The organism is Paraburkholderia sp. IMGN_8 (genome assembly GCF_038050405.1).
GTDB lineage: Bacteria > Pseudomonadota > Gammaproteobacteria > Burkholderiales > Burkholderiaceae > Paraburkholderia.
The window spans coordinates 1,431,817-1,444,611 of the sequence record NZ_CP150900.1; the positions used below are offsets into that span (position 1 = coordinate 1,431,817).

Below are 12,795 nucleotides of genomic sequence, written 5' to 3' on the forward strand. Positions count from 1 at the left end.
GCGGTTTGAGCCGCTTTCTTTTGCCTACTTTTCTTTGCGGCCGGCAAAGAAAAGTAGGTGCCCCCCCGCACAGGGGGAACGCTAATAAACCAATAGAAAAAGAAAAACCCACCGCCGCAGGCACACAGAAGGAAAACCCACCGCCGTGGGCACACAGAAGGAAAACCCACCGCCGCAGGCACACAGACAATAAGCGCCGTGCAGGCAAAAACCCCCAATAAAATCCCCACACCGCAGGCCCACAACCCCCGCCCACCGGGCGTCAACCCGATTGTTCGCGCTGGCAAACAAGTGACTTCGCGTTCGCAGTATTTATCCATGGCCGCCGCCTCCCTAAAATCCCTCCATCGAAACGTATTTTTCAGCGCTGCGCCGAAGCGGCGTCGTGCAACAGGAGCGGCCATGCCAGCCTTGATCAGGAACCAGCTTTATCGACCATCGGTGGTCCTGCCGATGGTCGCCCTCATGCAAGTGATGGTGTCGCAGGACTTCAATCTCGGCCAGGTCGGCTGGGTAGTCGCGACGCGCGGCGCGCAGGCCGCACTGCAACGCTCGCGCGAGCTGATCTGCGCAGCGCACTGCCACGCCTGAGCGCAACCAAGGACAATCAGAAGCAACCAGACAGCACCGCTCCCGACGGGGCAAAAACAGATCACAAGCCGGCACACGGCGGAGGTACCGGCGCGCGACAAGAAGGGCACCGATCAAGGCGCCGATAAGGGCAACACGAGACGTAAGGGTAAGATGCTACGACCTGCCCCCACGCCTCGGGAGATTTGCCATGCCACAGCACTTCGACGCAGTTGTGATCGGCACCGGACAAGGCGGCTCGCCGCTCGCGGTTCGTCTCGGTCAAAGCGGCCGTAAAACCGCCGTCATCGAACGCGCTGCGTTTGGCGGCACCTGCGTGAACGTCGGCTGCACGCCGACCAAGTCATATGTGGCAAGTGCCCGCGCGGCGCACGTGGCGCGCCACGCTGCGGCGCTGGGCGTGCAGGTGAGCGGGGCAATCGGCGTCGATCTGGCCGCCGTAAAGGCGCGCAAGGACCGGATCATCGGCCAATCGCGCGACGGCGTCGAGAAATGGCTGCGCGGCACGGATAACGTCACCGTGTTCAACGGCCACGCACACTTTACCGGCGCGCATACGCTGTCCATCGGCAGGCCGGGCGGTTCGGTGCTCGCCGAACTGAGCGCCGACGAAATCTTCCTCAATACCGGCACGCGCGCAGTCGTGCCGCCGCTCGAAGGCCTCGAGCGGATTCGCTATTACACGAATTCCTCCCTGCTCGAACTCACCGAATTGCCGGCGCATCTGGTGATTGTCGGCGGCAGTTATATCGCGCTCGAATTCGCGCAGATCTTTCGCCGCTTCGGCAGTCGCGTAACGGTGCTGGTACGCGGCGAACGCGTGCTGACCCGCGAAGATGCCGATTTCGCGCAGTCCGTCGAAAAAGTGCTGACGCGCGAGGGCGTCGAGTTCCGCTTCGGCGTCCAGCCGTCGCGAGTAGAACCGCATCCGCAACGCGAGGGCGAAGTGTGCATCGGCTTCGAGCAGAACATCCCAGTTCTCGAAGCATCGCACCTGCTGTTCGCCACCGGCCGCGTGCCGAATACCGACTCTCTCGGCCTCGCGGCCGCCGGTATCGCTGCAGACAGGCACGGTTTGATCCACGTCGACGGCCAGTTGCGCACCAATGTGCCGGGCATCTGGGCAATCGGCGACATCAACGGCCGTGGCGCTTTTACCCACACTTCATACGATGACTTCCAGATCGTCGCGGCCAATCTGCTCGACGGCGGCACGCGCAGCGTCGATACGCGAATCATGGCGTATGCGGTGTTCGTCGATCCACCACTGGCACGCGTCGGGCTCTCGGAAGACGACGTGCGCAAGTCCGGTCGTGACGCGTTGATCTCCACCATGCCGATGACGCGCGTGGGCCGCGCACGTGAACGCGGCGAGACCGACGGCTTCATGAAGGTGCTGGTCGACGCCAGGAGCAAGCAGATTCTCGGCGCGGCGATCCACGGAATCGAGGGCGACGAAGCGATACATACATTCATCGACATCATGACGGCCGGCGCGCCGTATCCGACGCTGCAGTACGCCATGCATATCCATCCGACCATCGGCGAACTGGTACCGACCCTGCTCGATGGACTGAAGCCGATGAAGTGAACGGCGAGCTCGAGTAACAACCATAAGTGACGAGCCCGGCGATGAAGCGCGCAATCAGCAGCGGCAATCTGTTCGACATCGGCAAACCGACAGGTCCCGGCGAGCAGGTCGATACGCTAGTGCAACGGGCCGGCGTCACCATCGAGCGAATCGTCTCGACGGGCCAGGCGAGTGCGCCCGGCTTCTGGTACGACAGTCCGCGCGCGGAATGGGTCGTGCTGCTGAGCGGCGCCGCGGCGCTCGAATTCGAAGGCGACCCGCAGTTGCATCCGATGAAGCCCGGCGATCACGTGCTGATCGAAGCGCATTGCCGTCATCGCGTGGCATGGACGAGCGAGGCGGAGCCGAGCGTGTGGCTCGCGGTGCATTACCCGGGCGGCGCGAGTTGACCATCCCGGCATCGGCCAGCATCGACAAAGCGCCGCGCCATCGCCGATAATCGGCAGCGGCGCGGGCCGTCGGCGGGATAACAATAGCGGATAGCGGCGAGCCGCGCGCCTAACCACATTCATCATCAGGAAACCGAGCGATGGGCAAAGGACGCGTCGAAGCCTTCAGCGATGGCGTGATCGCCATCATCATCACGATCATGGTGCTCGAATTGAAGGTGCCGGAAGGCTTCGATCTCGCCGCGCTGCGGCCGTTGATTCCGGTGTTTCTCGCCTACGTGCTGAGCTTTATCTACGTCGGCATCTACTGGAACAATCATCACCACTTGTTCCACACCGTGCAGAAGGTCAGCGGCGCGGTGCTGTGGGCCAATCTCCATCTGCTGTTCTGGTTGTCGTTGCTGCCGGCGGTCACGCATTGGGTCGGCAAAAACCATCTGGCCTCGTGGCCGACTGCGATGTACGGCGTCGTGCTGTTCATGGCGGCGATCGCGTATTTCATTCTGACCCAGGTGCTGATCCGTCACCACGGCAAGGATTCGACGCTCGCCAAAGCGGTCGGCAACGACTTCAAGGGCAAGGTCTCGGTCGTGATCTACCTCGCGGGCATCGTATTGGCGTTCGTCGCGGCGTGGGTTTCGGTGGCGCTTTATACGTTGGCCGCCGCGTGGTGGCTCGTGCCGGACCGGCGCATCGAACACCTGATCGAGGCATAAGCATGCTGCTCGCGCTCAAGCTGGCGCTGGTGCCCGCGTTTCTCGCTGCATTGACGATGGCGGGGCGCATATGGGGGCCGTCGGTGGCGGGGTGGCTGGCGGGACTGCCAGTGGTCGCTGGGCCGATCGTGTTGCTGCTCGCGCTGGAGCGCGGCCCGGCGTTCGCGGCACAGGTGTCGGCGGCGTCGATCGCGGCAATTGCCGCATCGGAAGCGTTTAATTTTGCTTACGCGTGGAGTTGCCGGCGCTTTGCGTGGCCGCTTGCTCTGGTCGCCGGGTTGGCGGGGTGGGTCGGCGTCGCAATGCGGCTCACGTATCTGCGCGGTGGACTCATGTGGGCGGTCGCGGTGGCCGGTGTGGCCGTCGCCATTTCGCAAAGCGGCTTGCCGCGTATCGCGGGGCACGTGCCGGCGACGCGGCTCGGCCTCGGCGATCTCGCATTGCGCATGCTTGCCGGTGCGCTGCTGACCGTCGCGGTGACGACGTTGTCCGCGTCGATGGGCGCAACCTGGAGCGGGCTGCTGTCGGTGTTTCCTTTGCTCGGCATCGTGCTCGCAGTCTCGGCACAGCGTGCGCACGGCGCGGACTTCGTGGCGTTGCTGATGCGCGGCATGGTGATCGGCCGCGGTTCGTTCGCCGCATTCTTCGCCGTGACCGCAATGATGCTGCCGCATGACAGCATATTGCTGAGCTTCGCGTGTGCGTCGGCGGTGTCGATGGTCGTGCAAGGCGCGACCAAACGGATGCTCGGTGCGAAGCGGCCGGTGCGGGCACTGCGGCGCGAGCTGGCCGAGCAGCCGCAAGCGGATTGAACGCGCTCAGTTGATTCAGTGGATACTGCCACCATGACTTCGCACGCGAGAACCACCCGCATCGGTTTGATCTCCGACACGCATAACCTTGTGCGTCCGGAGGCGCTGCAATTTCTCGCGGGCTGCGATGCGATCATTCACGCCGGCGATATCTGCAATCAGCCGGTGCTCGATGCACTCGCGCAGATCGCACCGGTCACGGCCGTGCGCGGCAATAACGACACCGGCGAATGGGCCGCCGCCTTGCCGGCCCACGCCAGGCTGACCGTCCAACAGGTGACGATCCTCGTCGTGCACGATATCGCCGACGTCGGTGGCTTCACCAACGATCCGCGCAGCGAAGGCATCGGCGTCGTGGTCACAGGCCACTCGCACAAACCGTCGATTGCCGAGCGCGACGGCGTACTGTTCGTCAATCCAGGCAGTGCCGGACCGCGGCGTTTCAAATTGCCGGTTTCGGCGGGCATGCTGGTCGTCGAAGGCGCGCACGCAACGGCTACGCTTGAACCGCTGCTGACATAAAAAAACGGGCCGGCAAATAGGCCGGCCCGTTTTCTAGCTTGGCGACTCCGTTGCGCAGTACAGGATCAATACAGGATCAAGCGCGCGCGGTTGCTGCCGCGGCGTAACGCTCATCCATCTCCGCCGCTTCACGTTCGCCGCGCAGCACAGCGTGCGCTTCTGCGCGCGTCGCCACACACGGACCGGAGCCGAGCAGGGGTTTCTTCGCCGTTTCGTGCAGCGCGAATACCGACACGATGCCGATCAGCGACGCACCCATCAGGTAGTACGCGGGCATCATCAGATTGCCTGTGCTGTCCACCAGCCATGCCGTGACGAGCGGCGTCGTGCCACCGAACAGCGACACGGAAATGTTGAAGCCGATCGCGAGCGCGCCGTAGCGGATCCTGGTCGGGAACAATGCCGGCAGCGCCGACGGCATCACGCCGGTAAAGCACGACAGCAGCGTGCCGAGAATCATCAGACCGCCGAACACCGGCAGCATTTCACCCGTGCGGATCAGCAGCAAGGCCGGAATCGACAGCACGAACAGACCCACACAACCGAACAGCATCACCGGCTTGCGGCCGATCGTGTCGGACAGGTGGCCCGCCGCCAGGGTCATCGGCATCATCAGCACCATCACGAGCAGCACGAGGAACAGGCCGTGCGTTTCGTTGAAGTGCAGCGTGGCCGACAGATAGCTCGGCAGATACGACAGCGCCATGTAATCGGTGACGTTGAAGATCAGCACGAGGCCGACGCATAGCAAGAGCGGCTTCCACTGTTGCACGAGCAACTGGCGGAACGATTGCTTCGGCAGCGCTTTGTCTTCGGCTTCGCGTTGTTCGGCCTGCTTCCTGAACGCAGGCGTTTCTTCGAGCTTCATCCGGATGTACAGACCCACCAGACCCAGCGGACCCGCGATCAGGAACGGTACGCGCCAGCCCCACGACAGCAGCGCGTCGTGCGACAGCGTGGCGGTCAGCAGCGCGACCGTACCGGCGCCGAGCACGTAGCCGATCAGCGTGCCGAACTCGAGGAAGCTGCCCATGAAGCCGCGGCGCTTATCCGTCGAGAATTCAGCGATGAAGGTGGCGGCGCCGCCGTATTCACCCCCGGTCGAGAAGCCTTGAACCAGACGCGCGACCAGCAGCAGCACCGGCGCGAAAATGCCGATCGTTGCGTAGCTTGGAATCAGGCCGATCGCGAAGGTGCCGATTGCCATCATGATCATGGTCATCGCCAGCACCCGCTGACGGCCGATGCGATCGCCCAGCGGCCCGAACACCATGCCGCCGATCGGCCGCACGAGGAACGCCGCGGCAAACGTGCCGAAGGTGGCGATCAGCTGGGCGGACGGGCTCGACGAGGGGAAGAACACTTTGCCGAGCGTGACAGCGATGTAGCTGTACACGCCGAAATCGAACCATTCCATTGCGTTGCCGAGCGCCATCGCGCCGACGGCCCGCTTGAGGAGAGATTTGTCGACGATCGTGATGTCGTCGGGAGAGAGGCGTTGTTCTTCTTTGTGGTGTCGCCAGAAGCCGTTGCTGGAAGCGGTCAAGGTGAAAACTCCAATGACTGCGACGAAACTCATGAATGCGCATGAACGTTCCGCCACGGGTGCTGGGGAAGTGCAGTGTCGCGAGCAGGGCGATGGCGCATTTTTTGCCCAATACCGATGGCAAAAAATCAGGGCGCAAAAAAGAAAACAGAACGCCCGTGCCTCGCGAACGATTCGCGAAAAAACACTCGTCTAGATTGTGCTGACTGTTGCATCTGCGTGGCCGTGGAAGGGGGGCAGATGCATGAGGACGCTGGGGTGGCTGAAAGCTGGCCCACGCGCCGCTGGAAGGCTCGAAACGAAAAAGGCCGGTGCTGGATCGCGGCTTATGTAGCGAGATCAAGCGGTGAAACGACCGACAAGCCTTCTTGTATAAAAACTGTTCGATCCAGTGGGCCGTACGCACGGCGCGACACAATGAACTGAACGCGAATGAAGGTGAATTACTGTTGGAACGGCGCACATAGTAGCACGATGACGGAGGATCGTGCAAATATGGTATTTTGCAAGGGGCCGGCGGCGAGCGCTCAATCCCTTGCGGGGCGGGGGATTGCGCCGATTGCGGCGGTATGTGGAGGCGGCTCGAAACGTACCGTTCGGCGAGTCGGTGGCAGGATCGGAACGGAAGGGAGGGACGAAAAAAATCCGCGCACGCGGCGCGGATTTTTGTCTGGTCGGCTTGCGGCCTAAAGCGCTTATTCAGCCGTCGGCGGCACGTAACCCTGCGCCGTGTCCGCGCCTTCGCCGAAGAAGAACTTTTCGGTTTGCTTCATCAGGTATTGGCGTGCGCGCGGATCGGCCATGTTCAGGCGGTTTTCGTTGATCAGCATGGTTTGCTGCTTCAACCAGGCCTGCCAGGCTTCCTTCGAAATGCTTTCGTAGATCCGCTTGCCGAGTTCGCCCGGCAGCGGCGGAAAATCGAGACCTTCGGCTTCCTTGCCGAGCTTCGCGCATTGAACCATCCGAGTCATGCTGTGCTTCTCCTTCCTGTAATCGATGTGGGGGCGGGCAGGCGCTTATATTGGAGCGCTTAGAGCTGTTTCATCAGCACGAGCGACTTACGCTGCCAGTTATAGAGCCGGCGGCGGTCTTCCGGCAGGTCGTCGACCGTGACCTTGACGAAGCCGCGCTTGAGGAACCAGTGTTCGGTGCGCGTGGTGAGCACGAAAATCCGCGTGAGGCCGCGTGCCCGCGCGCGTTGTTCGATGCGCTTGAGCAGGCGCTCACCGTCGCCTGTGCCTTGCGCTTCAGGGGCGACCGTCAGACACGCCATTTCGCCGATGCGCTCCTGCGTGTACGGATACAGCGCCGCGCAGCCGAACAGCACGCCGTCGTGCTCGATCACCGAGAAATGGTCGATGTCGCGTTCGATCTGGTGGCGGCCTCGCCGCACCAGCGTGCCGTCGGATTCGAGCGGCTCGATCAGCGCGAGAATGCCGCCGACGTCGTCCGGCGTGGCTTCGCGCAGGCTTTCGAGGTTCTCGTACGAGATCATCGTGCCGACGCCGTCGTGCAGGAACAGTTCGAGCAGCAGGCTGCCGTCGAGCGCATAAGGGATGATGTGCGCCCGCGCCACGCCGCCGCGGCAGGCGCGGATCGAATGTTTCAGGTAGAAACCGGCGTCGCCGGTGACTTCGCCGCTTTCATGCAGTTTGTACGCATCGTCGAGCGACAGTTCGCGGATCAACTCCGGACCGTTTTCGCCGGCTTCCATCAGGCCCGGCGTTTCGGTCAGGAACACGATCTTGTCGGCGCGCAGCGCGATCGCGGCAGCCGAGGCGACGTCTTCCATCGACAGATTGAATGCTTCGCCGGTGGGCGAGAAGCCGAGCGGCGACAGCAGCACCAGCTTGCGGCTCGCGAGCGAATGACGGATCGAATCCGCGTCGATCTTGCGCACCACGCCGGTGTGGGCGAAATCGACGCCGTCCAGAATGCCGACCGGCCGTGCCGTCACGAAGTTGCCCGACACCACGCTGATGTGCGCGTGCGCCATCGGCGTGTTCGGCAGGCCCTGGCTGATCGCGGCCTCGATGTCCAGACGCACCTCGCCGGCCGCTTCTTTCGCGGACTCCAGCGCGCGCGCATCCGTAATACGCATGCCGTGCGAAAACTCGGATTCCACGCCGTGCAGGCTCATCTGCTCTTCGACCTGCGGTCGCGAGCCGTGCACCAGAACGATCTGGATGCCCATGGCCTGCAACAGCGCGATATCCGACACGAGCGCATTCAGGAGCCCCTGATGCACCACCTCGCCGCCGAACCCGACGACGAACGTCTTGTTGCGGAACGCATGGATGTAAGGGGCGACTGAGCGCATCCAGTCGACAAATTGCGCGTGCTGTGCGAGGTCTTCCGTTGCTCCGGCGGGGGCCGGAGCGCTCGCGGGCGCGGGGACGAGGTCGGTTTGGGAATTCATGCCGGGGATTATAATGCGCCCCCATGTCGAATGTACCCAAAAGTCCCGCTACGGCGAACGAGAATGTCGTGCCGGCCGCCGATCAGGTGAACGCCGGCGACGCCGCGCGCCGTATCGTGCAGGACGCTACCCACAACACGCCGCCGGCGGCGCGTGAAGAGCGGCGTGCCGCGCAGGGCACACAGGCGTCTGCGCAGAAAAAAAATCCGCCGCGCCCGCCGCGCGTTCCGCGCGCCGTCGAACCGAACCCGATCCCGCCGATCACGTTCCCCGAAGCGCTGCCGGTCTCCGGCCGCCGCGACGAGATCGCGCGCGCCATCGCGCAGAATCAGGTGGTGATCGTCTGCGGCGAGACCGGCTCCGGCAAGACGACGCAGTTGCCGAAAATCTGCCTCGCTTTGGGGCGCGGCCTCGGCGCCGGCGGCGCCGGTCTGATCGGCCATACGCAGCCGCGCCGGATCGCCGCGTCGGCGACGGGCCGCCGCATCGCCGAAGAACTCGGCACGCCGTTCGGCGAAGTGGTCGGCTACAAGGTGCGCTTTACCGACAATCTGTCGCCGGGCGCGTCGGTCAAGCTGATGACCGACGGTATTCTGCTCGCCGAAACGCAGACCGATCCGCTGCTGAAAGCCTATGACACGCTGATCATCGACGAAGCGCACGAGCGCAGCCTGAACATCGATTTTCTGCTCGGCTATCTGAAGGAAATTCTCGTCAAGCGTCCCGATCTGAAGCTGATCGTGACCTCGGCGACGATCGACGCGGACCGCTTCGCGCGCCATTTCGGCAGCGAGGAGAAACCCGCGCCGGTGATCGAAGTGAGCGGGCGTCTCTATCCGGTCGAAGTGCGTTACCGGCCGGTGGCGGAGGACAGCCCGGCGGTGAAGGCGGCGGAAGGTTCTTCCGCATCGTCGCGTGAAAGGCCGAAAACCCAGCGCGAGACTGACCGTGATCTGATGGAAGCAATCGTCGACGCTGTCGACGAACTGTGCCGCGAAGGTCCGGGCGATGTGCTCGTCTTCCTGCCCGGCGAGCGCGAGATTCGCGACGCCGCCGAGGCGCTGCGCAAGCACCATCCGCCGCATACGGAAATTCTGCCGCTGTTCGCGCGCCTTTCCGCTGCCGAACAGGAGCGCGTGTTCCGCACCTCGAACGCGCGCCGCATCGTGCTGGCGACCAACGTCGCCGAAACCTCGCTGACGGTGCCGGGGATTCGCTATGTGGTCGATACCGGGCTCGCGCGCGTGAAGCGTTACTCGTATCGCAACAAGGTCGAGCAACTGCAGGTCGAGTCGATTTCGCAGGCTGCCGCCAATCAGCGGGCGGGGCGTTGCGGCCGCGTCGCCGATGGCGTGTGCATTCGTCTGTATGAAGAAAGCGACTATCAGGGCCGCGTGCGTTTCACCGATCCGGAAATCTTGCGCTCGTCGCTGGCGTCGGTGATTCTGCGGATGAAGTCGCTGCACCTGACCGCGATCGAAACGTTCCCGTTCATCGAGCCGCCGCCGGGCCGTGCGATCGCCGACGGCTATCAACTGCTCAACGAACTCGGCGCGGTCGACGACGACAACCAGCTCACGCCGCTTGGCCGTGAACTCGCGCGCTTGCCGCTCGATCCGCGGGTCGGCCGGATGATTCTCGCCGCGCGCGATCAGCAGGCATTGAAGGAAGTGCTGATCATCGCCAGCGCGCTGTCGGTGCAAGACCCACGCGACCGGCCGATCGAAGCGCAGGAGCAGGCCGATCAGGCGCATCGCCGCTTCGCCGACGAGCGTTCCGAATTCCTCCAGTGGCTGAAAATCTGGAACTGGTTCGAAGAAGCGATCGCGCACAAGAAGTCGAACAGGCAGTTGCAGGACGAGTGCCGCAAGAATTTTCTGTCGCAACTGCGGCTGCGTGAATGGCGCGACGTGCATTCGCAGCTGCTGACGGTAGTGCGCGAGCACGGCTGGCGTCTGAACGAGACCGAAGCGACCTTCGAGCAGATTCACCTTGCGTTGTTGACCGGCTTGCTCGGCAACATCGGCCTGAAGGCCGACGACGAACCGTATTACCTCGGCGCACGGGGCATCAAGTTCTATCTGTGGCCGGGTTCCGCGCTGGTGAAGAAGGCGGGTAAGTGGGTGATCGCCGCCGAACTGGTCGAGACGAGCCGTCTGTACGCGCGTTGTATCGCGAAGATCGAGCCGGAATGGATCGAGCGGATCGGTGCGCACTTGCTGAAAAAGTCGCTCTCCGAACCCCATTGGGAGAAGCGCGCGGCGCAGGTGTCGGCGTTCGAGCGCGCGATGCTGTACGGCCTGCCGATCTATCACCGGCGGCGCGTGAGCTTCGGCAAACAGGATCCGGCGCGCGCGCGCGAGTTGTTCATTCGCGGCGCACTGGTCGAAGGCGAATTCGATACGAAGCTCGCGTTCTTCGCGCATAACCGCAAGCTGCTCGCCGATATCGAGCAACTGGAACATAAGTCGCGCCGCCAGGACGTGCTGGTCGACGACGAACTGATCTTCGGCTTCTACGATCAGGCGTTGCCGCAGGGCATTTACACCGGCGCGTCGTTCGAGCGCTGGTATCGCGACGAGGTGAAAAAGAGCGGCCAGCCAGAGGACAAACTGCGCCTGTTGTATCTGTCGCGCGACGATCTGATGCGGCACGAAGCAGCCGGCGTGACGACCGATCTGTTTCCGAAGCGGATGACCATGGCGGGTGTCGAGATGGCGCTCACCTATCACTTCGAACCCGGTTCGCCGCGCGACGGCGTGACGCTCGCGGTGCCGCTCTATGCCCTCAATCAGGTCGATGCGCGGCGCTGTGAGTGGCTTGTGCCCGGCATGCTGAAAGAGAAGACGCAACTGCTGCTGAAGTCGCTGCCGCAGAAGCTGCGGCGTCATTGCGTGCCGCTGCCCGAGTACGCGGCAGGCTTTGTCGACCGGCATAGCGGTCCGCGTTTCGGCGCGGGCGGCGTGCTCGAGTCGCTGATCGCCGACATTCGCGAGCAGACCCAGGTCGCGATGAAGCAATCGGACTTCAAGCTCGAGACGCTGACGCCGCATCTGTTCATGAATTTCAAGGTCGTCGACGAGCATGGGCGGCAGCTCGCGATGGGCCGCAACCTGTCGCAACTGCGCGCCGAACTCGGCGGGCAGGCGCAACAGCATTTTCAGAAGATCGCCTCCAGTGCGGCTGGGGCGGCGTTGGCGGATGCGGGTGGCGGCAGTGTCGCGGCCGCGGCAGCAGGCGCTGCGCCGAGAGGCAAGGGCGCGGCACCCGGTCCGCAAACCGCGCCGCAAGATGGTGCGCCGGCCACTGCGCTGTACGAGAAGCTCACCACCTGGAATTTCGGCAAGCTTCCCGACTTGCTCGAAATTCGCCGCGGCGGGCAGACGCTGTTCGGTTATCCGGCGCTGGTGGATCGCGGCACGCACTGTGACGTCGAAGTGTTCGATTCGCCGGACGAAGCCGCGCGCATTCATCGCGCGGGACTGCGGCGCCTCTTCGCGTTGCAGTTGAAGGAGCCGATCAAGTACCTGGAAAAGAATCTGCCGGGCCTGCGCGAAATGGCGATGCAGTTCATGCCGCGCGGCACCCAGGAAGAACTGCGCGATCAACTCATCGACACCGCGCTCGACCGCGCGTGCCTGCAAGACCCGCTGCCTGCCGACGACGTCAGCTTCCACACGCGCCGCGACGAAGGCCGTAGCCGCCTGACTTTGTTGGCCCAGGAAATCGCCCGGCTGGTCGGTCAGATACTCACTGAGTACGCGACCGTGACGAAGAAGCTGGTGCAGGCAAAGTCGTTCACGGCGGCGCATGCGGACATGCAGAACCAGTTCGATGGACTGATCGGCAAGCGCTTCGTGGTCGACACACCGTATTCTCAGCTGGCGCATTTTCCGCGCTATCTGAAGGGTATCGCGCTGCGCATCGACAAGCTCAAGGCGGATTCCGCCCGCGACGCAAGGCAGTTCGCCGAATTCCAGCCGCTGTTGCAGAACTACCAGCGCGCGCTGGCGCAACGCGGCGGCGTGCTGGATCCGCGCTTGTCTGAATTCCGCTGGCTGTTGGAGGAGTTGCGGATTTCGCTATTCGTGCAGGAGTTGCGTACGCCGATGCCGGTATCGGTGAAGCGTCTCTACAAGGTGTGGGAATCGATGCAGCGCTGAGCGGCGCGTGGGGCGGGGCGCCGCGCATCCCCGTTTTTCCGCGTAC

11 protein-coding genes are annotated in these 12,795 nt (G+C 63.5%); 8 read left to right on the top strand and 3 right to left on the bottom strand.

The annotated features are described in order from the left end of the window. Positions 1–402 precede the first annotated feature (402 nt). The 6 genes from WN982_RS06835 (at position 403) to WN982_RS06860 (ending at position 4,621) form a co-directional block, all read left to right on the top strand. Positions 403–591: a hypothetical protein gene (locus WN982_RS06835; RefSeq protein ID WP_341314984.1), complete on the top strand. Its 189-nt coding sequence runs from the start codon at positions 403–405 to the stop codon at positions 589–591. A 190-nt stretch (positions 592–781) separates the two neighbouring features. After that, entirely contained in the window at positions 782–2,182 is a 1,401-nt protein-coding gene (locus WN982_RS06840; RefSeq protein WP_341314985.1) for an FAD-containing oxidoreductase, read from the top strand. A 41-nt stretch (positions 2,183–2,223) separates the two neighbouring features. Beyond that, the gene (locus WN982_RS06845) at positions 2,224–2,571 is read left to right on the top strand and encodes a cupin domain-containing protein (protein ID WP_341314986.1); all 348 of its coding nucleotides are present in this window, start codon (positions 2,224–2,226) and stop codon (positions 2,569–2,571) included. A gap of 140 nt (positions 2,572–2,711) precedes the next feature. After that, complete coding sequence (locus tag WN982_RS06850) at positions 2,712–3,287, top strand: TMEM175 family protein (RefSeq protein WP_341314987.1); 576 nt, start codon at positions 2,712–2,714, stop codon at positions 3,285–3,287. Between the two features lie 2 nt (positions 3,288–3,289). Further along, entirely contained in the window at positions 3,290–4,099 is an 810-nt protein-coding gene (locus WN982_RS06855) for a hypothetical protein (protein ID WP_341314988.1), read from the top strand. Between the two features lie 33 nt (positions 4,100–4,132). Continuing rightward, positions 4,133–4,621, top strand: a complete 489-nt coding sequence (locus WN982_RS06860) for a metallophosphoesterase family protein (protein ID WP_341314989.1) — start codon at positions 4,133–4,135, stop codon at positions 4,619–4,621. Positions 4,622–4,697: 76 nt separating this feature from the next. Here the strand turns inward: WN982_RS06860 and proP are convergent, their stop codons facing one another. Next, positions 4,698–6,200, bottom strand: a complete 1,503-nt coding sequence (gene proP / locus WN982_RS06865) for a glycine betaine/L-proline transporter ProP (protein ID WP_341314990.1) — start codon at positions 6,198–6,200, stop codon at positions 4,698–4,700. Between proP and WN982_RS06870 the strand changes: the two genes are divergently transcribed. Beyond that, positions 6,181–6,363 (top strand): hypothetical protein, encoded by a 183-nt coding sequence (locus WN982_RS06870; RefSeq protein WP_341315873.1) that lies wholly within the window; start codon positions 6,181–6,183, stop codon positions 6,361–6,363. The two genes, proP and WN982_RS06870, sit on opposite strands and share 20 nt — an antisense overlap. A gap of 499 nt (positions 6,364–6,862) precedes the next feature. Here the strand turns inward: WN982_RS06870 and WN982_RS06875 are convergent, their stop codons facing one another. Both WN982_RS06875 and argA read right to left on the bottom strand, forming a co-directional pair. Further along, positions 6,863–7,138 carry an oxidative damage protection protein gene (locus tag WN982_RS06875; protein WP_035546551.1) on the bottom strand — a complete coding sequence of 92 codons (276 nt, stop codon included), beginning with the start codon at positions 7,136–7,138 and terminating at the stop codon, positions 6,863–6,865. A gap of 59 nt (positions 7,139–7,197) precedes the next feature. Beyond that, the gene (argA, locus tag WN982_RS06880; RefSeq protein ID WP_341314991.1) at positions 7,198–8,586 is read right to left on the bottom strand and encodes an amino-acid N-acetyltransferase; all 1,389 of its coding nucleotides are present in this window, start codon (positions 8,584–8,586) and stop codon (positions 7,198–7,200) included. A 23-nt stretch (positions 8,587–8,609) separates the two neighbouring features. Between argA and hrpA the strand changes: the two genes are divergently transcribed. Then, positions 8,610–12,749, top strand: a complete 4,140-nt coding sequence (hrpA, locus tag WN982_RS06885; protein WP_341314992.1) for an ATP-dependent RNA helicase HrpA — start codon at positions 8,610–8,612, stop codon at positions 12,747–12,749. Positions 12,750–12,795 lie beyond the last annotated feature (46 nt).

Coding starts and splice junctions, on each gene's coding strand:
- WN982_RS06835 (WP_341314984.1), top strand. CDS start 403: ATGCCAGCCTTGATCAGGAACCAGCTTTATCGACCATCGGTGGTCCTG.
- proP (WP_341314990.1), bottom strand. CDS start 6,200: ATGAGTTTCGTCGCAGTCATTGGAGTTTTCACCTTGACCGCTTCCAGC.
- WN982_RS06845 (WP_341314986.1), top strand. CDS start 2,224: ATGAAGCGCGCAATCAGCAGCGGCAATCTGTTCGACATCGGCAAACCG.
- WN982_RS06875 (WP_035546551.1), bottom strand. CDS start 7,138: ATGACTCGGATGGTTCAATGCGCGAAGCTCGGCAAGGAAGCCGAAGGT.
- WN982_RS06855 (WP_341314988.1), top strand. CDS start 3,290: ATGCTGCTCGCGCTCAAGCTGGCGCTGGTGCCCGCGTTTCTCGCTGCA.
- WN982_RS06870 (WP_341315873.1), top strand. CDS start 6,181: ATGACTGCGACGAAACTCATGAATGCGCATGAACGTTCCGCCACGGGT.
- argA (WP_341314991.1), bottom strand. CDS start 8,586: ATGAATTCCCAAACCGACCTCGTCCCCGCGCCCGCGAGCGCTCCGGCC.
- hrpA (WP_341314992.1), top strand. CDS start 8,610: ATGTCGAATGTACCCAAAAGTCCCGCTACGGCGAACGAGAATGTCGTG.
- WN982_RS06860 (WP_341314989.1), top strand. CDS start 4,133: ATGACTTCGCACGCGAGAACCACCCGCATCGGTTTGATCTCCGACACG.
- WN982_RS06840 (WP_341314985.1), top strand. CDS start 782: ATGCCACAGCACTTCGACGCAGTTGTGATCGGCACCGGACAAGGCGGC.
- WN982_RS06850 (WP_341314987.1), top strand. CDS start 2,712: ATGGGCAAAGGACGCGTCGAAGCCTTCAGCGATGGCGTGATCGCCATC.